The organism is Pseudomonas fontis (genome assembly GCF_028656955.1).
Classification (GTDB): domain Bacteria; phylum Pseudomonadota; class Gammaproteobacteria; order Pseudomonadales; family Pseudomonadaceae; genus Aquipseudomonas; species Aquipseudomonas fontis.
Genome location: NZ_JAMDGY010000081.1, coordinates 1 through 22,591 on the forward strand (window position 1 = coordinate 1; position 22,591 = coordinate 22,591).

17 protein-coding genes and 2 pseudogenes are annotated in these 22,591 nt (G+C 59.7%); 3 read left to right on the forward strand and 16 right to left on the reverse strand.

All coding sequences use genetic code 11. The features are described 5' to 3' along the window. Window positions 1–100: 100 nt before the first annotated feature. The 5 genes from M5G11_RS22005 to M5G11_RS22025 all read right to left on the reverse strand — a co-directional run bounded on the left by M5G11_RS22005 (window position 101) and on the right by M5G11_RS22025 (window position 6,986). Window positions 101–1,525 carry an efflux transporter outer membrane subunit gene (locus M5G11_RS22005; protein WP_273913232.1) on the reverse strand — a complete coding sequence of 475 codons (1,425 nt, stop codon included), beginning with the start codon at window positions 1,523–1,525 and terminating at the stop codon, window positions 101–103. Continuing rightward, window positions 1,522–4,701 (reverse strand): efflux RND transporter permease subunit, encoded by a 3,180-nt coding sequence (locus M5G11_RS22010; protein ID WP_273913231.1) that lies wholly within the window; start codon window positions 4,699–4,701, stop codon window positions 1,522–1,524. The genes M5G11_RS22005 and M5G11_RS22010 overlap by 4 nt, the downstream gene beginning before the upstream one ends. 12 nt (window positions 4,702–4,713) lie before the next feature. Further along, window positions 4,714–5,955, reverse strand: a complete 1,242-nt coding sequence (gene mexE / locus M5G11_RS22015; protein ID WP_273925359.1) for a multidrug efflux RND transporter periplasmic adaptor subunit MexE — start codon at window positions 5,953–5,955, stop codon at window positions 4,714–4,716. Window positions 5,956–6,244: 289 nt separating this feature from the next. After that, on the reverse strand, window positions 6,245–6,526 hold the full coding sequence (locus M5G11_RS22020) for a hypothetical protein (protein WP_273913229.1): 282 nt from the start codon (window positions 6,524–6,526) through the stop codon (window positions 6,245–6,247). Window positions 6,527–6,536: 10 nt separating this feature from the next. Continuing rightward, window positions 6,537–6,986 carry a multidrug/biocide efflux PACE transporter gene (locus M5G11_RS22025; RefSeq protein ID WP_273913228.1) on the reverse strand — a complete coding sequence of 150 codons (450 nt, stop codon included), beginning with the start codon at window positions 6,984–6,986 and terminating at the stop codon, window positions 6,537–6,539. Between the two features lie 90 nt (window positions 6,987–7,076). Between M5G11_RS22025 and M5G11_RS22030 the strand changes: the two genes are divergently transcribed. After that, the gene (locus tag M5G11_RS22030; protein WP_273913227.1) at window positions 7,077–7,934 is read left to right on the forward strand and encodes a LysR family transcriptional regulator; all 858 of its coding nucleotides are present in this window, start codon (window positions 7,077–7,079) and stop codon (window positions 7,932–7,934) included. Here the strand turns inward: M5G11_RS22030 and M5G11_RS22035 are convergent. From M5G11_RS22035 to M5G11_RS22050, 4 genes and pseudogenes are all read right to left on the reverse strand, one after another. After that, window positions 7,935–10,373, reverse strand: a pseudogene (locus tag M5G11_RS22035) (TonB-dependent siderophore receptor). It abuts the gene before it with no gap. Between the two features lie 92 nt (window positions 10,374–10,465). Further along, window positions 10,466–11,305 (reverse strand): FecR family protein, encoded by an 840-nt coding sequence (locus tag M5G11_RS22040; RefSeq protein ID WP_273913226.1) that lies wholly within the window; start codon window positions 11,303–11,305, stop codon window positions 10,466–10,468. Beyond that, window positions 11,302–11,817 carry an RNA polymerase sigma factor gene (locus M5G11_RS22045; protein ID WP_273913225.1) on the reverse strand — a complete coding sequence of 172 codons (516 nt, stop codon included), beginning with the start codon at window positions 11,815–11,817 and terminating at the stop codon, window positions 11,302–11,304. The genes M5G11_RS22040 and M5G11_RS22045 overlap by 4 nt, the downstream gene beginning before the upstream one ends. Before the next feature lie 144 nt (window positions 11,818–11,961). Further along, entirely contained in the window at window positions 11,962–12,846 is an 885-nt protein-coding gene (locus tag M5G11_RS22050) for a hypothetical protein (protein ID WP_273913224.1), read from the reverse strand. Window positions 12,847–13,086: 240 nt separating this feature from the next. Between M5G11_RS22050 and M5G11_RS22055 the strand changes: the two genes are divergently transcribed. Further along, window positions 13,087–13,815, forward strand: coding sequence for a helix-turn-helix domain-containing protein (locus tag M5G11_RS22055; protein ID WP_273913223.1), 729 nt, complete (start codon window positions 13,087–13,089; stop codon window positions 13,813–13,815). 880 nt (window positions 13,816–14,695) lie between these two features. On the opposite strand, the gene M5G11_RS22060 is transcribed toward M5G11_RS22055, so the two are convergent. The 7 genes and pseudogenes from M5G11_RS22060 to M5G11_RS22090 form a co-directional block, all read right to left on the reverse strand. Then, window positions 14,696–15,373, reverse strand: coding sequence for a DUF5710 domain-containing protein (locus tag M5G11_RS22060; protein ID WP_273913222.1), 678 nt, complete (start codon window positions 15,371–15,373; stop codon window positions 14,696–14,698). Window positions 15,374–15,655: 282 nt separating this feature from the next. Next, window positions 15,656–16,066 (reverse strand): hypothetical protein, encoded by a 411-nt coding sequence (locus M5G11_RS22065; RefSeq protein WP_273913221.1) that lies wholly within the window; start codon window positions 16,064–16,066, stop codon window positions 15,656–15,658. Window positions 16,067–16,116: 50 nt separating this feature from the next. Further along, the gene (hxsA, locus tag M5G11_RS22070) at window positions 16,117–16,725 is read right to left on the reverse strand and encodes a His-Xaa-Ser repeat protein HxsA (protein ID WP_273913220.1); all 609 of its coding nucleotides are present in this window, start codon (window positions 16,723–16,725) and stop codon (window positions 16,117–16,119) included. Continuing rightward, window positions 16,722–17,957, reverse strand: a complete 1,236-nt coding sequence (gene hxsC / locus M5G11_RS22075; RefSeq protein WP_273913219.1) for a His-Xaa-Ser system radical SAM maturase HxsC — start codon at window positions 17,955–17,957, stop codon at window positions 16,722–16,724. The genes hxsA and hxsC overlap by 4 nt, the downstream gene beginning before the upstream one ends. Continuing rightward, window positions 17,957–19,444, reverse strand: a pseudogene (hxsB, locus tag M5G11_RS22080) (His-Xaa-Ser system radical SAM maturase HxsB). The gene hxsC and the pseudogene hxsB overlap by 1 nt, the downstream one beginning before the upstream one ends. Next, entirely contained in the window at window positions 19,435–19,740 is a 306-nt protein-coding gene (gene hxsD, locus M5G11_RS22085; RefSeq protein ID WP_273913218.1) for a His-Xaa-Ser system protein HxsD, read from the reverse strand. The pseudogene hxsB and the gene hxsD overlap by 10 nt, the downstream one beginning before the upstream one ends. Before the next feature lie 470 nt (window positions 19,741–20,210). Continuing rightward, the gene (locus M5G11_RS22090) at window positions 20,211–21,125 is read right to left on the reverse strand and encodes a LysR family transcriptional regulator (RefSeq protein WP_273913217.1); all 915 of its coding nucleotides are present in this window, start codon (window positions 21,123–21,125) and stop codon (window positions 20,211–20,213) included. A gap of 221 nt (window positions 21,126–21,346) precedes the next feature. Here M5G11_RS22090 and M5G11_RS22095 point away from each other — a divergent pair, with 221 nt between their 5' ends. Then, complete coding sequence (locus tag M5G11_RS22095) at window positions 21,347–22,369, forward strand: zinc-dependent alcohol dehydrogenase family protein (protein ID WP_273913216.1); 1,023 nt, start codon at window positions 21,347–21,349, stop codon at window positions 22,367–22,369. Window positions 22,370–22,591: the final 222 nt, after the last annotated feature.

Consider the following 22,591-nt stretch of genomic DNA (forward strand, 5'->3'; position numbering starts at 1 on the left):
ATTTCTGACACCCCCGTATAACCCGGTTTTCAGGCCCCATAAAAAAGCCCCGCAAGCGGGGCAAAGAGTCGGAATAAACCAACCAAAGGAGCTTTTGCAATCAGTGTGCCGAGGCCACTGCCTCAGGCTGCAAGCCGCCGCCCAATGCCTTGTAGATCGCCACGACACCACGATAAAGATCAACTTCGCCCTGGGCCTGGGCATCCTCGGCGCTCAGCCGCTCACGCTCGGCATCCAGCAGCACCAGGTAATCGACCGTACCCTCGCGGTAACGAATCGACGCCAACTCCGCCGCCTTGCGGCTAGCCTCGCTCTGGCGCAGCAGGGCCATCAGCCGCTGCTGGCGCTTGGCGTAGTCACTGAAAGCGTTCTCGGACTCTTCCAATGCCAACAACACCTGTTGCTCATAAGTCGCCAAGGCACCCTCGGCTTCAGCATTCGCACCGCGCAAGCGCGCACGCACGCTGCCCAGGTCAAACGCCGGCCAGGTAATGCTCGGGCCCAGCGCCCAGGCTTGCGCCGCCGACGAGCCCAGTTGCGAGCCGCGTGCCGCGGTGAAGCCCAGGAAGCCGCTGAGGCTGACCCGTGGGAACAGGTCGGCAGTGGCCACGCCAACGTTCGCCGTCGCCGCCGCCAACTGGCGCTCGGCACTGCGTACGTCCGGGCGACGCTTGAGCAGCTCGCCCGGGTCGCCAATCGGCAATGCCTTGGCGATCGCCGGCAGTTGCTTGGGCGACAGGTCGATGCTCAAGGCCTCCGGACGCTGCCCCAGCAGCGTCGCAATACGGTTTTTCGCCCGCACCTGCTCAGCCTGGAGCTGCGGCACGCTCGCCTCGACCGCCGCCAGGCGCGCATCGGCACGGACCACGTCGAGGTCGTTGCCAACCCCGGCGTCACGCAGGGTCACGGTGATGCCGCGTGAGTCCTGCTGGGTCTTGAGGTTGGCCAGGGCGATGTTCTCGCGCAACTGCGCACCGCGCAGTTGCCCATAGGCATCGACCAGCTCGGCAATCAGGCTTACCTGCAATTGTTGCAGGTCGGCCGCCGCGACCGCTTCCTGCGCCTCGCTCGCTTCCAACTGACGCTGGATGCGGCCGAACAGGTCCAGCTCCCAGGCCATGTCCAGGCCCAGGTCATAGCGTTCGCTATTGACCCGGCGCTCGGTCTGGCCAGGGATCTGGCCCTTGCCCAGTTCGCTGCTGGCGCGGCTGGTAACGGTTGGCAGGGCGTCATTGCTGACGTCTTCACGAATCGAACGCGCCGCCTTGAGCCGGGCAAACGCCACCCGCAGGTCGCGGTTGCCGTTCAGCGACTGGCTGACCAGTTGGTCCAGCACCGGGTCCTCGAACTGATGCCACCACGCCGATTCGAAACGGCTGCGGTCGAAGGCCGCCTTGGCCTCGGTCGCATCGGCCGCATCCAGGTGCGCGGCCGCCGTTTCCGGCGCCTTGTAGTCCGGGCCTACCGCGCAGGCGGCCAGCGCCAGCACCAACAGGCTCGGCATCCACAGTTTCACGCTACTCATGCTTGGGTCTCCAGCGCCAGTTGCCGGGCGGCCTTGCGCGCCTGGCTACGTTCCACGTAACGGCGAATCAGAACAAAGAACACCGGGGTCAGCAGCAGGCCGAAGAAGGTCACCCCGATCATCCCGGAGAACACCGCCACGCCCATGGCATGACGCATTTCCGCACCGGCACCGGAGGAGAACACCAGCGGCACCACACCCATGATGAAAGCGAACGAGGTCATCAGGATCGGCCGCAGACGCAGGCGGCAGGCTTCCAGTACCGCAGCCAGCGGGTCGAGCCCTTCGGCCTGCTTGTCCTTGGCGAACTCGACGATCAGGATCGCGTTCTTGCACGCCAGCCCCACCAGTACGATCAAGCCGATCTGGGTGAAGATGTTGTTGTCGCTACCTGAGAGAATCACCCCGGTAATTGCCGACAGCAGGGTCATCGGCACGATCAGGATCACCGCCAGCGGCAGGCTCCAGCTTTCGTATTGAGCCGCCAGCACCAGGAAGGCCAGCAGCACGCAGAGCGGGAAGACGAACAGTGCGGTGTTGCCCGAGAGGATCTGCTGGTAGGTCAGCTCGGTCCATTCGAAGGTCATGCCGTTGGGCAGTTCTTCCTTGAGCAGTTTCTCGATGGCTTTTTCCGCTTGCCCGGAGCTGTAGCCTGGGGCGGCAGCGCCGTTGATTTCTGCGGTGATGAAGCCGTTGTAGTGCATCACGCGGTCCGGCCCCGAGGTGTCGCTGACCTTGATGAAGGTCGCCAGCGGGATCATCTCGCCCTGGTTGTTGCGCACTTTCAGCTGGCCGATCTGCTCGGCGTCGAGACGGAACTGCTGTTCAGCCTGGACGTTGACCTGGTAGGTGCGGCCAAAACGGTTGAAGTCGTTGGCGTACAGCGAGCCCAGGTAGATCTGCAGGGTGTCGAAGATATCGTTGATCGCCACGCCATGGGTCTTGGCCTTTTCCCGGTCGATGGCGGCATCGACCTGCGGCACGTTGACCTGGTAGCTGGTGAACAGCCCGGCCAGCTCCGGCACGTTGTGGCTCTTGGCGATGATGTTCTGGGTTTCCTTGTACAGCGCTTCGTAACCCAGGTTGCCACGGTCTTCAATCTGCAGGCGGAAGCCGCCGATGGTGCCCAGCCCCTGTACCGGCGGCGGCGGGAAGATCGCGATGTAGGCGTCTTCGATATCGGCGAACTGCGCGTTCAGCGCGGCGGCGATGGCGGCGGCCGACTGGCTTGGGTCCTTGCGCTCGTCAAACGGCTTGAGCGGGGTGAACACGATGCCGCTGTTCGGGCTGTTGGTGAAACCGTTGATCGACAGGCCCGGGAAGGCCACCGAGTCGGCCACGCCAGGTTGCTTGAGGGCGATTTCGCTCATCTTCTTGATGACCGCCTCGGTGCGGTCCAGGCTGGCAGCGTCCGGCAGTTGGGCGAAGGCCACCAGGTACTGCTTGTCCTGGGCGGGCACGAAGCCGGTTGGCGTGGAAGCAAAGCCCAGCCAGGTCATGACCATCAGGCCGCCGTACACGAACAAGGCGATACCACTGCTGCGAATGACCCGCGCCACGGCGCCGACATAGCTGTGGCTGGCACGTTCGAAGAAGCGGTTGAACGGGCGGAACAACCAGCCGCCGAGCAGACGTTCCAGCAGGCGCGAGAAGCGGTCCTTGGGCGCGTTGTGCTCACGCAGCAGCACTGCGGCCAGCGCAGGCGAAAGGGTCAGCGAGTTGAATGCTGAAATCACCGTGGAGATGGCAATCGTCAGGGCGAACTGCTTGTAGAACTGCCCGGTAAGCCCGGAGATGAAGGCCGCCGGGATGAACACTGCACACAGCACCAGCGCGGTGGCGATGATCGGGCCGGTCACCTCGCCCATGGCGCGCTTGGTCGCTTCCAGGGGGTTGAGGCCCAGGCCGATATTACGCTCGACGTTTTCCACCACCACGATGGCGTCGTCCACCACGATGCCGATGGCCAGTACCAGGCCGAACAGCGACAGCGCATTGAGCGAGAAGCCGAACAGGTGCATCACCGCAAAGGTACCGATCAGCGATACCGGTACAGCCACCAGCGGAATGATCGAGGCGCGCCAGGTTTGCAGGAACAGGATGACTACCAGCACCACGAGAATCAGCGCTTCGAACAGGGTGTGCACCACCGCTTCGATCGAGCCGCGGACGAACACGGTCGGGTCATAGACGATGCTGTAGTCCATCCCTTCGGGGAAGTCCTTTTTCAGCTCGGCCATTTTCCCGCGCACTTCATCGGAGATCTCGATGGCGTTGGAACCAGGGCGCTGGAAGATCGGGATGGCCACGGCCGGCTGGTTGTTCAGCAGCGAACGCAGGGCGTACTGGCTGGAGCCGAGTTCGACGCGGGCGATGTCCTTCAGGCGGGTGATTTCACCGTTGGCGCCGGAGCGGATGATGATGTTCTCGAACTCATCCTCGGTCACCAGCCGGCCCTGGGTGTTCACCGACAGCTGGAAGCTGGTGGAGCCTGGGGCCGGTGGTGCACCGAGCTGGCCGGCGGCGACCTGGCGGTTCTGCTCGCGAATGGCCGTGACCACGTCACTGGCAGTCAGGTTGCGCGAAGCGGTCTTGTTCGGGTCGAGCCACACCCGCAGCGAGTAGTCGCCCATGCCGAACAGCTGCACGTCACCCACGCCACCCAGGCGAGCCAGCTCGTCCTTGATGTTGAGGATCGCGTAGTTGGACAGGTAGAGCATGTCATAGCGGTTATCCGGCGAGGTCAAGTGCACGACCATGGTCAGGTCGGGCGAGGCCTTGTCGACGGTGATACCGATGCGCGTGACTTCTTCCGGCAGCTTGGGCTGGGTCCGGGTCACCCGGTTCTGTACCTGTACCTGCGCGTTGTCCAGGTCGGTGCCCAGGGCGAAGGTGATGGTCAGGGTGATCTTGCCGTCAGCGGTGGACTGCGAGGACATGTACAGCATGTTCTCGACACCGGTGATGGCCTGTTCCAACGGCGCGGCGACGGTCTCGCCGATCACCTTGGGGTTGGCCCCGGGGAAGTTGGCGCGCACCACCACGGTCGGCGGCACCACCTCGGGGTATTCGCTGATCGGCAGTTGGAACAGCGAGATGCTGCCGGCAATCAAGATCAGCAGCGACAGCACCGCGGCGAAGATCGGCCGGGTAATAAAGAACTGGGAGAAATTCATCGGACTGATCCCTTAACCACGTGGAGTCGCGGCACTGGCGAGCTTGACCGTGGGGTTGCTCACGGGCTGGCCTTGGGTGCTGGCTTCAAGGGCCTGGCGTTGCTGGGCGAGGGTGGCGAGGGTAGCGTCGCTGGCCATCGGCGTATCCTGCGGGGTGACCGGCGAACCTGGGCGCACACGTTGCAGGCCCTTGACCACGATGCGGTCGTCCTTGTTCAGGCCGCTGCGCACGATGCGCAGGCCTTCGAGTTTCGGGCCCAGCTCGACGGCGCGGTAATCGGCCTTGTTGTCCTTGTCCATGACCAGCACGAACTTCTTGCCCAGGTCGGTGCCGACCGCTTCATCGTTGATCAGCATGGCCGAATAGGTCGCGCTACCGACCAGCTTGAGGCGGGCGTAGAGGCCAGGAGTGAACTCGCCGTTGCTGTTGTCGAACACGGCGCGGCCGCGGATGGTGCCGGTTTTCGGGTTGACCTGGTTGTCGACGAAGTTCATCTGGCCCAGGTGCGGGTTGCCGGTTTCGCTGGACAGTCCCAGGTACACCGGGGTGCTCTGGCCGCGCTGGCCGTCGCGGGCCAGTTGGGTGTACTTGAGGTAGACGCGCTCGTCGGCATCGAAGTAGGCGTAGACCTTGTCGGTGGAGACCACGCTGGTCAGCGGGGTGACATCGGCGGTGACGATGTTGCCGGCGGTGAACTCGGCGCGACTAACGCGGCCGCTGATCGGCGCGGGGACGCGGGGGAAGCTCAGGTTCAGGCGAGCCAGGTCCAGTTGCGCCTGGATCGCGGCGACCCCGGCACGGGCTTCGGCCGCAGCGCTGGTGCGCGATTCGGCAAGTTCGGCGGAGATCGCGTTGCTGGTACGCAGGCGCTCGCCACGCTGGGCTTCGTTCTCGCTGCGAATGGCAGTGGCGCGGGACTGTTGCAGCTGTGCTTCGAGGCGGCGGACTTCAGCCTGGAACGGGCGTGGGTCGATCTGGAACAGCAGGTCGCCTTTTTTGACCTGGGCGCCTTCGGTGAAGGCGACCTGATCGATCTGGCCGGAGACCCGGGGGCGGATTTCGACGGTTTCCGGCGCTTCCAGGCGGCCGGTGAATTCGTCCCACTCGTTGATAGGCTGTTCGATGACCTTGGCCACACTGACCTTCGGCGCGCTGGGCGCCTGAACGGCTTCGGGGGTGCGACCGCAGGCACTCATTACCAGCAATGCCAAGGCGGCAAGGGGGTAGCGCAAGGGTTTGAGTGACTGTTCCATGGAGAACTCCGCCAATGTATTGATAGTGGGCGGATTCTGCGAGTTGTAACCATTAACGACGAATCGAATGGCACGAAGGTTAATATCACTGGGAATGATATCAGCGCGCTAGTGCGGGTGATTCAGCGCAAGCTTAAGGTAGCGGCGTAGGCGACCGCTTTGCGGTCGATCGCTGGCAAGGCCAGCTCCCACAGTGAATTCACATATGTCTCAACTTGTGGGAGCCGGCTTTGCCGGCGATGAGGCCCTAAATTTCAGCGACAAAACCGGTGATTGCAGCGGTCCGGCGTTACTTGCACTCAGCCACCACCACTTTGCAGGACCCCGGTGTTCCCCCCGAGCGCCCGGCATAGCGCATGCAGCCATCCATGGACTTCTTGCGCGCCATTTGCAGGGTATTGCCCCAGGCCAGGCCACCCTCGCCGCTGACGGGGAGGGCCTTGGCATAGCAGCGCGACCCGGTGACCGGGGCCGTGGCGTGTGAGGAGCACCCGGCCAACAGCGCCAAGGCACCAACGAGCAGGGCTGCAATGGCCAGCAACAGGGAGCGGTGTGCTGCGTTTGCGGCCATTGCCTTTCCTCTACGAGACTTGCAACGTCTTGGCTGGCGGGTTGACCAGACGCTCGCGCAGCAGGTCATACACCCAGTTATAGGCCATGGTGTAGGGCAGCATGAAGACGAAGAAACCGATCTCCAGCATGAACGCCTGTACCAGCGACACATTCAGCATCAGGGCCGCCAGCGGCACGCCGATCACCACCAGCCCGGTTTCAAAACCAGCCGCGTGCAGCGCACGCACCTTGACGCTCCGCACCACCCGGCTGACCGGCCACAGACGGTCGAAAGCCATGTTGTAGAGCATGTTCCAGATCATTGCGACTGTCGATAGCATCAGTGCCAGCGCACCCACTTCGAGCATCGAACGGTTGAGCAACCAGGCGCCGACAGGGGCGCAGATCAGCACCGCGATCACTTCAAAACCGACGGCGTGGACGGCACGTTCAGCGAACGACTTGTTTTGCACTTGCATGACATCACCTGGGGTGAGATTCGATGGAGTGATTGTCATCGCTTTTTTGCTTATGTTAAAAATAGGTTCCATCGATAAAAGCGATAGACCATGCGCTATTCACCTGAAGCATTGCAGGCCTTTGTCGAAGCGGTAGCCCTGGGTTCGTTCTCGGCGGCTGCGCGCAAGTTGCGCAAGAGCCAGTCGACCATCAGCGCCGCCATCGCCAACCTGGAGGCGGACCTGGGCGTCAGCCTGTTCGACCGCCAGGCCCGCCACCCGGTGCTCACCGAGGCGGGGCGCAAGGTGCTGGGGCATGTGCAGGAGATTCTCGCGGCCAGTGAGCGCCTGGATGCCTTGAGCATCCGCTTGGCCGACAAGGTCGAGCCGCGCTTGACCCTGGTGTTGTCCGACATGTACCAGCTCAGCCCGAACAACCAGGTGATGCGGGATTTCGAGCAGCGTTACCAGGACATCGAGCTTGAATGCATGATCGCCGAGGCAGGCGATGTGCTGAACCTGTTGCAAAGCGGCCGCGCACACCTGGGCCTGCTCGCGGCGCAGGCGAGCTACCCGGCGGATGTCGCGGCCACGCGCTTGCCGCAGTCTGCACAGATGGGCATCTTCGTGGCGCAGGGGCACCCGCTGGCGCAGTTGGATGCGCCGAGCCAGTCCCACCTGAGCGGGCATCGGCAGCTTTACCTGAACACCTTCACCGACAGCGAAAACAAACCCCAGGGGCGGGTCTGGTCGGCACCGGATTACCTGTTGCTGCTGGAGATGACCGAGGCGGGCTTTGGTTGGGCCGAGCTGCCCCATGGCCTGGTCGAACTGTACGGCCATGGCCAGTTGATCGAGCTCACGTTGCGCGGCTGGCCGCGGCCGATTGCGGTGGATGCCGCCTGGTCGAAACTGACCCCGCCGGGCGCGGCGGGGTTGTGGTTGCTGGAGCGGTTGTTGGCGCAGTGATCAGAGTGACCAGTTGACCGTGACCATGGCATTGCGTGGCTCACCGTACAAGCTGGTGCCGTAATCCGTGTTGCCGCTGATAGCCTGGTAGTAGCGCTGGTCGAGCAGGTTGTTGAGGTTGAAGCGAATGTCCACATGCTCTGATGCCTTGTAACGGGTCATCAGGTCCACCACGCTGTAGGCCTTCTGCTCGATGCGGTAGTCGAAGGTGCTCAAGTAGTCATTGGTGCCGGTTTTGTAGATCGTGTTCTGCCGGTACAGGCCGCCACCGACCGTCCAGCGCTCCAACTCGCCTGGCAGTTGATAGGTGGTGAACATCTTGAAGATATGGCGCGGTATGTCGGTCTGGAACAGTCGGCCGACATTGGCCTGGTCGGTGTCCTTGGTGTACTTGGCGGCAGCGTAGGTGTAGCCCGCACCCAGTTCCCAGCCTGGCAACAAGGCACCGTTGACCTCGAACTCGATGCCTTCGCTACGGACCTCACCCGCCGCTTCATAGCACGTGGGGCCCGCCACGCTGCACTGTATGGGGTTGAGTTGCTTGGCGCGGTTTTGCTGGTCAACACGGAAGATCGCCGCGCTGGCATTCAGGTTGCCGTCAAAGTATTCGCCCTTGATGCCCAGCTCGTAGTTTTTGCCTTCGATGGGCTTGAGCGCATTGTTCTGGGCATCGAGCTCGGTCTGCGGGCGGAAAATGTCGGTGTAGCTGACGTACACGGAGTGATGCGGGTCCAGGTCATAGATGACACCGGCATAGCGGGTCAGGTGGCGGGTCACCTTGTTCGGCAAGCTGCTGGCCGAGGATTTGCCATTCCAGCGGGTATCGACATCGAACTCGTACCAGTCCAGGCGCCCACCGAGAATCACTTTGAGGTCATCGGCGAGGTTCAGGCGGGTGGTCAGGTAGGCGCCTTTCTGTTCGCTGGTCCGGTGTTGCGTCCAGGGGTTGGCGCTCATGTCCGGCTTGGCAATGCCGGTGGGGTTACTCAGGTCGGTATGCGTTTCGAGGTCGATGGGCAAGCCCTTGCCGTTGAACGTCAGGTCGCGTTTGCTGGCACCCACTACCAGTTCATGGGTGCGTCCGAGCAGCGAGAACGGGCCGGTGACATAGCCGTCGTAACTGCTCTGCTGGTCTTTGTAGTCGTACCGGCCGATGTTCTGCCCAAATTCATCGAAGTTGTCGCCCATGCGCTCGGGGATGGAGCCCAGCATGCTCAACTTCGACCAGCTCTTGCTGGCGGCCAGGAGCATCTTCCAGTTGTCGGCAAAGCGATATTCCAGGCGGGTGAATGCGGTGGTGTTGTCCTGGTCCCAGTACTCCCACTGGCTACCCAGGTACGTTGAGCGCTTCAAGTGCAGATCGCTGCCGTCGGCCGCGACCGGCAGGCCACCCCAGGAACTGTTGTTGTTGGCGTTCTGGTTTGACGCGCCAAAGGTGAAGGTGGTGTCGTCATTCAGGTCCGCTTCGGTGATCGCATAGAACACCGCGCGTTCGGAGCTGGTGAAGTCCTGGAAGCTGTCTTTGGTCTGATACGCGGTGACCACCCGGCCGCGCAGGGTGCCACTGGCGTTCAACGCGCTGGAGGCATCGAACTCGGTGCGGTAGTTGTCCCAACTGCCGGCGCTGCCGGTCACGCTCACACTGGGGGTGGCGGTCGGGCGTTTGCGGATCATGTTGATGGCCGCAGAAGGGTTGCCCGAGCCCTGCATCATGCCGGTGGCGCCGCGCACCACTTCGACGCGATCAAAGATCGCCACGTCAGGCGTGGAGTTCATGTCCCGGCTCAGGTAGTGAGACAGGTCATTGGCCAGGCCATCGGTCATGAGGTTTTCGACGGCAAAGCCGCGTGAGTAGTAAGTAGGCCGCTGCGGGCCGTCCTAGGTGATGGAAATGCCGGGGGTACTCCTGAGCACGTCCTCCAGGGACTTCATGTTCTGGTCATCCATGCGCTGGCGGGTGACCACGGTGACGGACTGCGGGGTTTCCCGGTTCGACAGTGCCAGCTTGCTGGCCGACTGCATGCGCCCGGTGGTGTAGGAACCAGTGCCTTCGGTGGTGGTGTCCAACCCTTGGCCCTGGATGGTGGTGGCCTCCAAGCTAAGTGCCCCGTCGTCAGCCGGGCGGGCGATCAGGTAGCTGTTGTCGTCGATCCGTTGCACCTGCAGGCCACTGTGGCCGAGCAGGGTTTCCAGCGCCTGTTGCACGGTCAGTTGGTTGTGCAGCGCCGGGGCGGGCTGGTCGGCCGCGATGTCGGTACCGAACAGCACGCGGCTGCCGGTTTGCTGTGCCAGCGCGTTGAGGGATTTGTCCAGCGCCTGGGCCGGGATGTCGACGCGGTAGGTGAGGGATTGCGCCTGGGCGACGCCCGCCAGTGCCAGGCTGGAAGCCAGCAGTGCCAATCCCTGTGTCAAACGGTGCGAAAGCCAAGCGTTGCTCATCGTGATCCCCAATGGTCGAGAGTGTTCTCAAAGGGCAATGGCGTATGGCGCATCGCGAATCAGTATGTCGTGTTGAAAATAATTCTCGTCTGTCAGCGCAGCCGGCTGAGTACGACGCTGCCGTCGCTGCCGCGTTGCAACCTGACCGGGAGGATCTTCGGCAGCATGTCGATCAACACGTCGACGCGTGAGCTGTCGAACTCACCGGACAAACGCAACTCGCCGGTGCTGACATCGGCGATGCGCATGCGCCCCTGACGGTAGGGCTGCAAGTCGGCGATGACTTCGCTCAGGGGCGTGCCATCGAAACGCAGTTTGCCGTGTTGCCAGGCGGTAAGTGCCGCCGTATCGGCAGGGTCAACCTGACCGATCCGTTCGGCTGTGGCGCGCAGTGTTTCGCCGGCACGCAGCAAGCGCGGTGCGGCCGATGCATTGCTGACCTCGACACTCCCCTCGATCACTCCGACATCCACCCCGCGCGCATCGCTGCGCAGGTTGAACACGGTGCCGATATCACGCACGCGCACGCCTTGGCTGCGCACGATGAAGGCGCTGTCGGCATGCACCACGGTGAACAGCGCCTCGCCGCCGAGCAACTCCAGTTGGCGGCTGCGCAGGCGTTTTTCGATGCGCAGATGGCTGCCGGAATTGAGCAGGACGCGGCTGCCGTCGGCCAGGCTGATGGCCTCGCGCTGGCCGATGGCGACCTGCACGTCTTCAGTGTGCCAGGCCGGGTCCAGGTGCCACAGCAGGCCTGCGAGGGCGAGGATCGGCAACCCGGCGGCGATGGTTTTCTTCTTGTTCAGGCGTTTCTGGGTGAGCGCCATGCCTTCGCTCAGCAAGGCGTCCTTGCCGGGTACGCGCTCACGCAAGGCATCGGTGAACGGCTTCAGCGGGTCGGCTTTGTTGTCCGGGGGGCGAGGGGCGGTCATGCGGTTCTCCCGGTGCTGGCGTTGCAGGCAAGGCGTGCCGGTTCCCAGTGTTGCGCGATGGTCTTCATGGCGCGGGCGTAGTGCACGGTCACCATGTTGACGGAAATCCCCAGCCCATCGGCGATCTCCTTGTAGCGCATTTCATGCACGCGGTTGAGCAGGAACACCTGGCGTTGGCGCGCCGGCAACGCTTCGATGATGTCCAGCAACGCCTCCAGCTGCTGTTCAAAATCCAGCGCGTGGGCACCGTCCCATGGGTCGACCTGCGCGTACTCTGGCACGTAGCCTTGCAGGTGTAACTGGCGCGTGCGTTCGGCGCGGATGCGATCGATGGCACGGTTGAAGGCGGCCTTGCGCAGAAATGCCAAGGGCGTGGCGATGGATTCGCGCGGTGGTTTTTCGATCATCTGCACGCACACGTCGTGGATCAGGTCGCGGGCAAAGTCTCGCCCATTGAAGCGACGCTTGATGTAGTCCACCAGGTCATCGTAGTGATGGGCGAGGGCGGCCATGAGCGGGTGATTTGCAGGCGAGTTGGGCATTGCGAGGCTGGGCGTTTATGAGAATGACTCGCATCATACACCGCTGGTGCAACGCCAGCCTCTTCTTTTCACGAAGCGCTGGCGTTGCTGAGGGTCAACATTACAGAGCGAGCATTAATCCACGTTGGCTCTTTCGTCGTTGGTGCCGGAAAGGATCTTGGCTTTTACTTCCGGGTGAGTGCTGACATAGCCATAGTAGGTTTTGACCGTTTCGGACTTGCCGGGGTACGGCTGTTCATGTGCGACGGTTTTCAGGCTCAAGCCCATGCTGCTGTGGAAGGTCCCGCTGGCTTGCGCGGTAACGCCGCCGCTTTGCACGATGTACCCGGAGGTGCTGATGATGTTGTGCTGGATGCATTCGGAAAAGACTTGTTGGATCGGGATGAACCACAAGTAGTGGTAGTCGCCGTTGTTGTTGATGGCGACTTTGTTGTTGAACCAGATGGCGACATAGCCTTGCATCAAGGCATTGCCCACCCATTGGGTGTTCAACTCGGTAAAGCTCAGGTCGACTTCACCCCAGCCATGGGTATGCGGGGAGATAGGCACTTTGGTCGAGGCGCCGTAGTTGGAGGCCTTGGTCGTGCTCGCGCCTTGCGTCGACGACAGCGTCATTTCAACCGAGCTGCTGGTTTCGGCGCCGCCAATCAGTGGAATACCGGCGTTTACCTTGACCGTGACACCGACCTTGAGTTGCTCGGTCACGCTCCAGGTGAAACTGTCGGTTACGCCTTGTTGGAGGCTGACCACATGTTCAATGACCTGGCCGCCGTCATTGATGGTGTCGTATTTGCCCAGTAATGCGCTGCCACCATCTTTTTGCACGAAACTTGAATACACCAGGTCTTTAGGTGCGGAAACATTGGTTTGATACTGCATATAGCCTTTGGTGTCTTTGTTGCGAGCGTACTGGGTACTTTCAGTAAACCAGCAGGTGGTGCCGTATTGAGCGGTTTTCCAGCGTCCCCAAGCGTTCGTGATAGTGTCGATATCGTTCATGATAATTTCTCCATGAGAATCTTAGGCAGATATGTACTGTTGCTCCGGCTGCGTATTGCCTGCAGCGACGTTCAGGGTGGTAGAAAAAAAAGCCCGCCCACTATCAATGTTGATAGTTTTTCAACGCAATCCTGTGCTAGCCGGGCTGATCCTTGGGCAATCGATACGTTGCTCAGGTTGAAAACGCCGCATCGGGTAGCTAGCCTGATGCTTCGCCTCTGACAATCATCAAGGAACGATATGGTCGCGGCTAAATATCATGTTGATCATCGGCAGGCGTTTGACTATGCGCGGCTGTCATTCAGCGGCACGTTTCAAAACGAGCTCACCCGCAGGATCCAGCGAAAGACCGGTTGTAGTCATTATGCAATTTTCTACAAGGCGGCCGTGCCGGTGTCACTGCCCAAGGTCTACCTTGCGGACAATCTGGACTTTTCCTGCCGGGTGCTCTACGACCAGCGAAAAATGTGGATGACGGACCCGGTATTGGAGATGAACAATGACGAGGACATACGTCATTGGGAGCAGGGTGCGCGGCATTTTTCACCCGGTATTGCAACGTTGATAAAGTCGCCTGCGGGCAATCGTTATGCGGAGGCCTCTACGTTGGTGTATCCCATGCGCAACGGCAGTGTGACATTGATGACGCTTATATGGGCGGGTGGGCAACGGCCGGATATTGATTTCAATGAAATGTATGAGGTGTTGTTTGCAGAGTCGCGCTTGGTGACGCAGAACATATATAAAATATTGAAGTGTGATCCCTCTGTTGTGGGCAGTCAGCTGAATGTTCGTGAGGTTCAGATAATGCGTTTGCTGGCAGGGGGGTTAACTTCAAAGCAGGTGGCTGATGCTATTAGTGTTACGCGCGCCACGGTGTATTTTCATGTCAAGCAGTTTACCCGGAAGATGAACGCCTCGACGCGCTCGGAGGCTATTATCAAGGCGGCGTTGCTTCGGGTTATATGAGGTGGGTGGGGCATGATTTTCGTCACGCGTTTCTGGGTCTTTGAAGGTTTCTTTCAAAGACTATTCAGATCCCCAAAAAATATTTTGACTTGGCTCTAGGGCGGTGTTTTCAGCCCGAAAAAATCGAATTTCGCCCCTAACTTTGCCCTCAGCTGCATCAGGTTTACGAGTGATCGAGAATGGCGATTTCTTACATAGACCAAGATGGATTCGGATGGTTTTCAGTGTACCGTCATCTCAGATTGGATTGTTTGGCATCGATCGTCGATTGGTGAAGGAAGAGAAGAAGGCGCTATGGCTGAGATGTTGCGTCTCGCTTCATATGAGCGCAAAACCACCGATGCGTACATGCCTGGAACGTATGCCAGCAGGCCACCCGGGACTGCATTGAAGACATCGTTGATGCATCAAGAGCAGCTGGTTACCAAGCAGTTGCTGGAAACGAGATGCAGACCAAGGTGACCTATCCGCTACTGATTGTGCTTGATCCCAGCATTGTGACATCCCCAGTGAAAGCTTGAGCCCAGGCACAACCTGATTCCAGAGGCGGTTCAGCGGGGTAAAATCCTGTCCGCACTGTTGGGCGCCCTTGTGCCATTCACTACAGCGTACCGATACCTAGCTACCCGAGCTATGAAGCACTATGGTGGTGAGGCGGTTGGAGCAAATCCAGTGATGATAGAAACATTCAATGAGCTGAGAAAACGACGGGCCTCGTAGTGCTCCAGTGATCGTTTAACTGAACAGTGTATTTCTTGGCAAAGTACACTGCGGCTTTTTTAAGATTTCTCGCTCTTCAGTGACTACTGATGTTACTCATTACCAAAGGTGGGCCTGAGGCGCGTGAGGTCCTCGGGCAATCCGGGGTTGGAAAGGGTATTTAGCGTTGCTCTCGAACCCGCATCCAATCGAAAAAATCTTCGGATGCAAAGCCGACGCTGCAGTTGGCTTCGAACCGCTCGTTGATTCTGATGAGAGTCATCCGCTGAGCTTCTTGTGGTGAGGTTGGGAAGAAAGCTCCACCAGGTTCGCTGTGCATGAAAAAATCGCCGAGCTTGGCTCCGCAATTTTCGCAGTGATTCATCAGGTAACGGCGGCCTACCGTTTTGCTGTAGGCCTGCTTGAACTTGTTGGTGAAGTGATGGATCTGCTTCGTGACCAAGGGAGAGAGGCTGGCGACGTTGGAGACCGTTCCGCGATACCCGTGGCACTTCCATTCGCCGAGGTTGCTTGTGAGCGCGAAATCTTCGTCCTCATCCTCGTAGTAATCGAACTCTTCGTGCTGCTCGGGCAGCTTGAACGAAAACACGCGGGTCAAATTAGAGCAACCCCAGCAGTCGGACACTGACTCTATGACGTAGTAATACGGTGCTCTGACACTAAATTCAGGTCCGTGCTCCAGGTCTGCGTGCTCTGTTACGGGCAGCCATTGAGCGAAGGGGCCGATGTCGACCCCCTCGGGGATGTACCAAGTCTTCAGGCCCGGATCCCACCTGGCACCGAGTGATTTCGCGTCATCTTTTTCTGAGAAGGGGACTTTCAGATCAATCCTTGCCATTTCTGTATCCGTACGTAATGCTCATCAGTAACCGTTAGCATCCCATGCTAGAGCCTTCTGGCCTTGTTGGGGACTTTCGAGTTCTAGAAAAAGAGCGACAAAACAGGCTGATGAAGGGATGTGCCGTAATAGCCCGCTGGTCTGTCTTGGTCAGAGGTTAATCCATAACTGCGCTCAATGGTTGGGTCTTCAATCAGGCTGTATACATAGCCTGCTAACCGACTATGGCCGTTATCCGAGGTAGACCAAGTTTAGGCCTTAAAAGGAGGCCTATAACTCGGCTCAGGGCAGCAGCCAAGTGCTGTTTGGGGTGGTGGACCGGATGCCGACCCTGGCACTGCTCCAGAGTCGGCAGAATGTAGGTGAGTTGGTACGGCCCGGCTTGCTTTCTGCTCTGTAACGAGCCGCTTGGCAAAGCGGCTCGGATTTTTCGTACGTATGGTTGGAGCTGATTTCCACAGCTTGTGCTTGGCCGAAATGATTGTTACCGGCGAGGTAGTTCAACGTTTGCTGGAAAGCTGCTCGAGTCCGCGCCAACTGCGAGTCTTCTGATCCGGTCTCAATCACAACACGATTTGCATCAACAGTCGCGATACGGAAACGGGCGCTACGCGACGGTGTTTGCAGTTCCTTGCCTTGCAGGCGGCTGATCAATGCCCAGAGAGTGTTGTCTACTTGAGTGATCTGCTGCATGGGATAGTTCCTTCGTTGCTGAACGGGCGCGCGCTTTAACCTGAAGCGACTTATGGAATCTTGATCCCCAACGCATTCAGCGATGGTGTATCCATCCGGCCATTCACGGTCAGCCCACTGTCCATCTGAAAGGCCATCAACGCACCACGTGTAGCCTTGCCCATCACCCCATCAATGGTGCCTTGGTAATACTGGCGTACCATCAGCGCGGTCTGCACTCGGGTGACCAGGTTGCTTTTCTGCTCATTGGTCGTACGGCTCTTTGAAGTGTTCGAACTTGTCCCGCTGGTAGTGCCAGACGACTGATAAAGGCTGTTGCTGCTTGAGGTGCTGCTCGAAGCACTCGGCGTACTGTAGCTTCGGGTACTAGTAGCGGGTGGGCTGTAGTAGCGAGGTGCGCTATAGCCACCCGAGCCGCTGTAGTGAGAACTGTGCGAACTGTGGGACCGGTGTGAACTGTGCGAGCGATGTGCCGCATAGATGTTGACGGTGTCTGGCGCATTGAGCGTATCGGCAAATACCGGGGGCTGTAGCTTGTCGTTGGGTTGCCAGTTCGCATCGGCGAGCGACAGATGGCCCGCCTGTGCCAGGGTGGTACCTGCCATTGGCAGTAAGCTGATCCCACTGATCAGGACTTTCCAGCGGTCGAGCAATTTCACTGTGCACTCCTTGCATAGGCGCTAAAGGCCTCGGTCGATAGTCGTTGTACGCCGCGGCTCTGCCAGCGGTCGGTGTGGGATTTGAAGAAGCCAGAGCAATGTTTGACGGCAGCGCATTGCTGGCACGTATCGATGAACAGGTTCTTCCAGTCCGAGATGCTCTGACGGGCGAAACGCGAGAGATGGGCTGGGATCAGGCACAGGGGCAAGTTGTAGATCGAAACCGGCACTCCGCGGTTGAACAGGAAATACACGGCCTGGCTCAACGACTCCTGATAGTCCAGCGGGTCAATCCACAGTTCTTCGTAGTTCTTCCTGGCCAGGCCGGTACTTTCAATACCCATCAGCGCAACATGCCGCACGAATGGCAGATTCCTGAACACGTAGTGGGCGAACTCTGGCAAGCGTGGCGTGGTCAGGCGATTGAGCACCATGCGTATCTCGATGATCTGGTTGGCGCGGGCCAGGTTGTAAAGACCTTGCAGGGTTTCGCTGAAAGCGCCTGGAGCCTGCACCACATGGTCATGGTCTTCGGCGTTGTCGGCATACAGGGGGATGCCCCAGCTCAACTGAGGGTGGCCAATGGCAGAGAGCGCTGCGATCCAGCTTGGGTCTTGGATCAGGCGCCCATTGCTGAGCACATGAATAGATTTCTGCGGCAAAACGGCTTTGCACTTAGCCAGGATTTCGAGCAGGCCATCACGATAAAGCGTTGGTTCTCCGCCACTAATTCCCAGATTTTCCTCGCCCGGGTCCATCAGGTCGATCAGTCGTAGGTTCTCCTCGATGTGCCAACGGTCATCGATATCTTTGGGCGGCTGCGAGCACATCAGACAGAGGCTGTTGCAACGATCGGTCATGAACAGCAGGTTGCTGTCTGAGCCACGTCGATAGAGCACTCGCACCATCGCGTTGCCTGGTGTGATGGCAATGACATCGCCGGGCCGCACGACATCCGCATCTTTTGGGGTGTGCAGGTGTGGCCGCGCGCTGTAGAGGTCGCCAATCAATGGCTCCGGGATCAGGAATCCACCCACTGGTAGTGAGAGCAGATGCGGGCTCCTTAGCCGTTCTTCGTTTGGCAGCCAAAGCAGCAAGTCACCGAACTCAGCGCTTCCGGCACAAACAGCCAGGCCTTGTTCGATGAACTCATTCAGAGTGACCACCTTGAGCAGTTTCGGCTCATTCAGGTGATGGATTTCAAAGTGGGTATCTTTGCGCAGCATCGCCATCAACCCCTGTAACCCGGGAATCGGACATCGTTGTAAGAGCGCCTGTTCAGCCAAGACAGCAGCACCCTCTGCACGTTGTCGTCGCCATCGCAAAGCAGGCCGAAAAGATACTTCAGCAGCCCCGTATTTTTCTTGCAGAAGCTGCTGAACACTCGGTGTCCGATCGGGTCAGCTTGGCGGGCATAGTGTTCGACGGGGTCAGCACCACAGTAGGGGACAAGTGCGCAGTCGGAGCAGCCCGGGAGCCCCTCTGCTACACCACTGGAGAGCAACGCATTCAAAACGGGCGATGCGAGTAATTCAGACAAGGGTTGCTTCACGGTGCCGAGTCTCAAGCCGTCTTCACCCATCTCCAGCAACATTCGGGCTTCGTCCGAGGGATAGACGTAACCGTCATAGTTGTAAACCAGCGCCGCAGTGCCTGCGCCAGCAGGGGAGCGCAGGTCTACATAGCCGGAGGAGAAGGGTGTCAGAATATTCTTCAGCAACAGGCTCGTATAACTCTCTGAGAGGTATGAGCCCTGTTGGTTGATATGCAGTAAATAGGCCAGGGCCTTCTTGTAGAAGGTCAGGTATCGCTCAATAGGGTAATCAAGTCGATGGGCACTCTTGCTGGCAAACCCATAAGGGCTCAGAGGACGAAGCGAGATGCTGGAGAAGCCCTGGCTTACATACTCGTCGATGATCGCTTCAGGTTGTTCGAGGCTTCTTGAAGTCAGCGTGGTCAGCGCGGAAACTGAATCATGGCCAAGGCGCTCACGGACCCACTGGATGCCTTTTACAGTGCGTTCGTAGGAGTCTCGTGATGGGGTAGGGCGGTTGGCATTGTGCAAGGGCGCCGGCCCATCGAGCGAGGTCGAAAACTGGATGCGATTTTGTTCTGCGAAGTTGAGTATTTCCTCCGTCAGGTGGTGCAGCGTGGTGGTGATGACGAACTGGATATCTCGTTGTTCGACCACGTTCCGTTCAACGACCCATTCGACAATCTGGCGCACGCGCCCGAAGGCCAGAAGCGGCTCGCCACCTTGAAACTCCACAGTCAGGGCGGGAGCGTTCGATTCGAACAGGCGATCGACCGCTGCCTGTGCATCCGCTTCCGACAGGTCGTGGTCGGATCCTCCCAGAGGGGCCCGCTACACCTGGCAGTACTGGCAGGTGTGGTTGCAGCGCAATGTAACCACGAACAAGTGCAGTGCAGGGCCCTGGAAGAGGAAGTCCTTGCGGCTGCGATACTGCGCGGCCATTTCCGGGAATGGGTCGTGGCGGCCTGGTTCATAGATGAAGTGGCGGGCCAGCAGGTCCTTATAAAAAGGCGTACTTGCTTGGAGGTCGAAGTAACTGAGGGCTCGTAATTGCGCGTCGTTCACGTGCATGTACTCACCGGTATCGGAGGTGAGCAGGATGTCACGGTCATGTCCCGTGTTCATGCGCATGAATCGAAAAGGCAGCAACCGGTAGTGCTTGGCGTCTGTCGCAATCAATCGCACTGGGAGATCCCACATCCAGCGAGCGCGGCTCGGGCCAGGATTTCGCGCAACCCTGCTGTTTCGCGGTTGATATGGTCGCGTAGGGCGAAGTCGTTCAGATGCTGGAGGATCAGCGAGTGAGCCTGCTCCGGGGAAAGCGTTAGCCTTGCTTCAGAGGGGTGGGCTGTGAGGCTTATCTGATTGGCTTCAATACCGACCTGGATCGAGACAGTGTCGGCCAGGGAGTAAGCAGCGCGTTGTACCACGCTGAGCGGGTAGGCTGCGCTGTCGAGTTTCAGCGTGAATGGCCATGCCATCGGAACCGGTCCTTCAAATCCGTTGGAAACGTGTGGATTTTGCCGGTGATTGGGGCGTTATGCCATCATAATTTTTACATGTGCACGCATTTGTCCAGCGTGGTGTGTGTTGCTTTCACAACGGCTCAGCGATTGATACGCGGTTGGGTCGAGGGTTCATAGATAGTTTTGATCCTGAGCTGACAATCTTCGAGTTGGTGGTGATATTGGAGAGTCAGTCAAATGTTCATCGGCTGCATACTCACCGTTCCACTGAAAGTCTTAGGCTGGTGTAGAGACTCGCAGAGGGTCCGGTCGGAGCTATCTTTATCAATAACCTGCTTGACCTTAGGCTGGGGGCGTTCTTTTCAAACCATCCCACGCATGCCCTCAGATATGCCCCCAAGGTGCCTCATCCTCTGGAACTGGGTAGATCTCCATGGCCTATGAAAAGCCAGAAATGATCAAATATACAGTTTGCCAGATTACCCCTAAAGACTATCCGGATCCCCGAAAAACATCTGAATCCGCGACCGCAGCCACCGCTCCCCCGGATCATTGTCCTGCGACCCGCGCCAGGCCATATGCAGTTCAAAGCTCTGCACCTCCAACGGCGGGTCCTCCGCGCGCAATCCCCCGGCAGCGGTCAACACCTCCGCCGTGTAGTCCGGCACCGAGGCAATAATGTCCGTGCCCGTCAGCAAGCTGCTCAAGCCATTGAACTGCGGCACGGCCAGCACCACGTGGCGCTTGCGCCCAAGCTTCTCCAGCTCGGCATCGATAAACCCGCTCAAGTCCCCGGCAAACGACACCAGCGCATGCGGCCGGCTGCAGAAGTCGTCCAGGCTGAGGTTGCCCGGCATCGAGTCGGCGCGCAGCAGCTTCGGCCGGCTGCGGCGCAATACCTTGCGCTTGGCATTGGCCGGCAGGTCGCTGGTGTAGCTGACCCCCACCGAAATCTCGCCCGAAGCCAGCAACGCCGGCATCAGGATGTAGTTCACCCGCCGCACCACCAGCACAATACCCGGCGCCTCGGCGCGCACGCGCTTGAGCAACTGCGGCAGCAAGGCGAACTCGGCGTCGTCCGACAAGCCGATACGGAACACCGCCGTGCTGGTTGCCGGGTCGAAATCGGCAGCACGGCTGACCGCCGTGGAGATCGAGTCCAGCGCCGGGGAGAGCAAGGCGAAGATTTCCACCGCCCGCGCCGTAGGCTCCATGCTGCGCCCGGTTCGCACGAACAACGGGTCGTCGAACAGGCCGCGCAGGCGCGACAACGCCGCACTGATGGCCGGCTGGCCAAGGAAGAGTTTCTCCGCAGCCCGGGTCACACTGCGCTCGTGCATCAGGGTCTCGAAGACAATCAGCAGGTTCAGGTCGACGCGGCGCAAGTCGTTACGGTTCATCGGCTTCGCTTCACAGGACGGGTCGGGGCAGGGGTGAATCTTAAGGGCAAAGGCTGTTACCCTGCACCGGAATATTTTCACCGTGTGCCAGGGCGGCACGGTAGGCGGCGCCTACCATCAATCAATGACAGGCATGTTGACTATTAATGGCCACTGATGGTCTAACCGCTAAAGCCCGGATAGAGTTCAGGGCATTAAAGGTTCACTTGGCGAGGTTTGCGATGTCCCGCATGATCCGATTCCACAAGTTTGGCCCGGCCGAGGTGCTCAAGTGCGAAGAGCAACCTGAGCCTCAGCCAGCAGCCGGTGAGGTGCAGATCCGCGTTCAGGCGATCGGCATCAGCTGGTATGACGTGCTCTGGCGGCAGAACCTGGCGCCGTCCCATGCACGTCTGCCGTCAGGCCTGGGCCATGAAATGGCCGGGGTCGTGACCGCAGTGGGCGAAGGCGTCGAGGACCTCGCCGTCGGTGACAAGGTCGCCAGCTTCCCGGCCACCAGCGCGAATGATCACCCGGTCTACGGTGAAGTGATCGTGCTGCCGCGTACGGCGCTGACCCGCTACCCGGACCTGCTCACCCCGATCCAGGCCAGCGTGCATTACACGCCATTGCTGATCGCCTACTTCGCCTACGTCGACCTGGCCCGCGCCCGTGCCGGGCAAACCGCCCTGGTCACCGACGCCAGCCATTGTGCCGGCCCGGCCTTCGTCCAGTTGGGCAAGGCGCTGGGGCTGAAGGTGATTGCCGCCACCAAAGACAGCGACGAGCGCGAGAACCTGCTCAAGCTCGGTGCCGACAAGGTGATCGTCACCGAAGAGCAAGACCTGCTCATGCAGATCAACAAGTACACCGACAACCGCGGTGTCGACATGGTCCTCGATGGCCTGGGCGGCCCGCAGATGTCCCTGCTCGGTGATGTCCTGGCGCCGCGCGGCAGCCTGGTGCTGTATGGCCTGCAAGGCGGCAACCAGACGCCATTCCCGGCCTGTGCGGCGTTCCAGAAGAACATCCAGTTCTTTGTGCACTGCATCGGCAACTTCACCGGCAAGCCGGAACTGGGCATCACCCAGGACCAGGTGGCCCTGCACCGCGCCCTGCGTGACATCAACCAGTTCACCGCCGACCGCGTGCTGGAACCGCAAATCGTGAAGGTGTTCCCGTTCGATCGCTTCGTCGATGCCCATCGGCTCATGGACGAATGCCCGTGTGGCGGGCGTATCGCACTGGAGATGCCAGACGCCTGATTGCGCTGTTGGTTGAGCTGAAAATAACCCGAGCCTGGCCTCGGGTTTTTTTATGGAATTTTCCTATGTTTCTTTAGGAAATTTCCTAGGCCTTCCTGGAAGAATCGCGGGCAGCCTTGCGCTATGTTGTGACGGTGGGAACAGAGAAGTTCCTACACGTGGAAGCCATCAAATCCTTGTGAAAGCGCAGCCGGGCTTTTCGCGGCTATTCGGAATAGTGTG

Excerpts from the sequence above, each read along its gene's own strand:
- M5G11_RS22005 (WP_273913232.1), bottom strand. The coding sequence starts at position 1,525 with ATGAGTAGCGTGAAACTGTGGATGCCGAGCCTGTTGGTGCTGGCGCTG.
- M5G11_RS22010 (WP_273913231.1), bottom strand. The coding sequence starts at position 4,701 with ATGAATTTCTCCCAGTTCTTTATTACCCGGCCGATCTTCGCCGCGGTG.
- mexE (WP_273925359.1), bottom strand. The coding sequence starts at position 5,955 with ATGGAACAGTCACTCAAACCCTTGCGCTACCCCCTTGCCGCCTTGGCA.
- M5G11_RS22020 (WP_273913229.1), bottom strand. The coding sequence starts at position 6,526 with ATGGCCGCAAACGCAGCACACCGCTCCCTGTTGCTGGCCATTGCAGCC.
- M5G11_RS22025 (WP_273913228.1), bottom strand. The coding sequence starts at position 6,986 with ATGCAAGTGCAAAACAAGTCGTTCGCTGAACGTGCCGTCCACGCCGTC.
- M5G11_RS22030 (WP_273913227.1), top strand. The coding sequence starts at position 7,077 with ATGCGCTATTCACCTGAAGCATTGCAGGCCTTTGTCGAAGCGGTAGCC.
- M5G11_RS22040 (WP_273913226.1), bottom strand. The coding sequence starts at position 11,305 with ATGACCGCCCCTCGCCCCCCGGACAACAAAGCCGACCCGCTGAAGCCG.
- M5G11_RS22045 (WP_273913225.1), bottom strand. The coding sequence starts at position 11,817 with ATGGCCGCCCTCGCCCATCACTACGATGACCTGGTGGACTACATCAAG.
- M5G11_RS22050 (WP_273913224.1), bottom strand. The coding sequence starts at position 12,846 with ATGAACGATATCGACACTATCACGAACGCTTGGGGACGCTGGAAAACC.
- M5G11_RS22055 (WP_273913223.1), top strand. The coding sequence starts at position 13,087 with ATGGTCGCGGCTAAATATCATGTTGATCATCGGCAGGCGTTTGACTAT.
- M5G11_RS22060 (WP_273913222.1), bottom strand. The coding sequence starts at position 15,373 with ATGGCAAGGATTGATCTGAAAGTCCCCTTCTCAGAAAAAGATGACGCG.
- M5G11_RS22065 (WP_273913221.1), bottom strand. The coding sequence starts at position 16,066 with ATGCAGCAGATCACTCAAGTAGACAACACTCTCTGGGCATTGATCAGC.
- hxsC (WP_273913219.1), bottom strand. The coding sequence starts at position 17,957 with ATGGCGATGCTGCGCAAAGATACCCACTTTGAAATCCATCACCTGAAT.
- hxsD (WP_273913218.1), bottom strand. The coding sequence starts at position 19,740 with ATGGCATGGCCATTCACGCTGAAACTCGACAGCGCAGCCTACCCGCTC.
- M5G11_RS22090 (WP_273913217.1), bottom strand. The coding sequence starts at position 21,125 with ATGAACCGTAACGACTTGCGCCGCGTCGACCTGAACCTGCTGATTGTC.
- M5G11_RS22095 (WP_273913216.1), top strand. The coding sequence starts at position 21,347 with ATGTCCCGCATGATCCGATTCCACAAGTTTGGCCCGGCCGAGGTGCTC.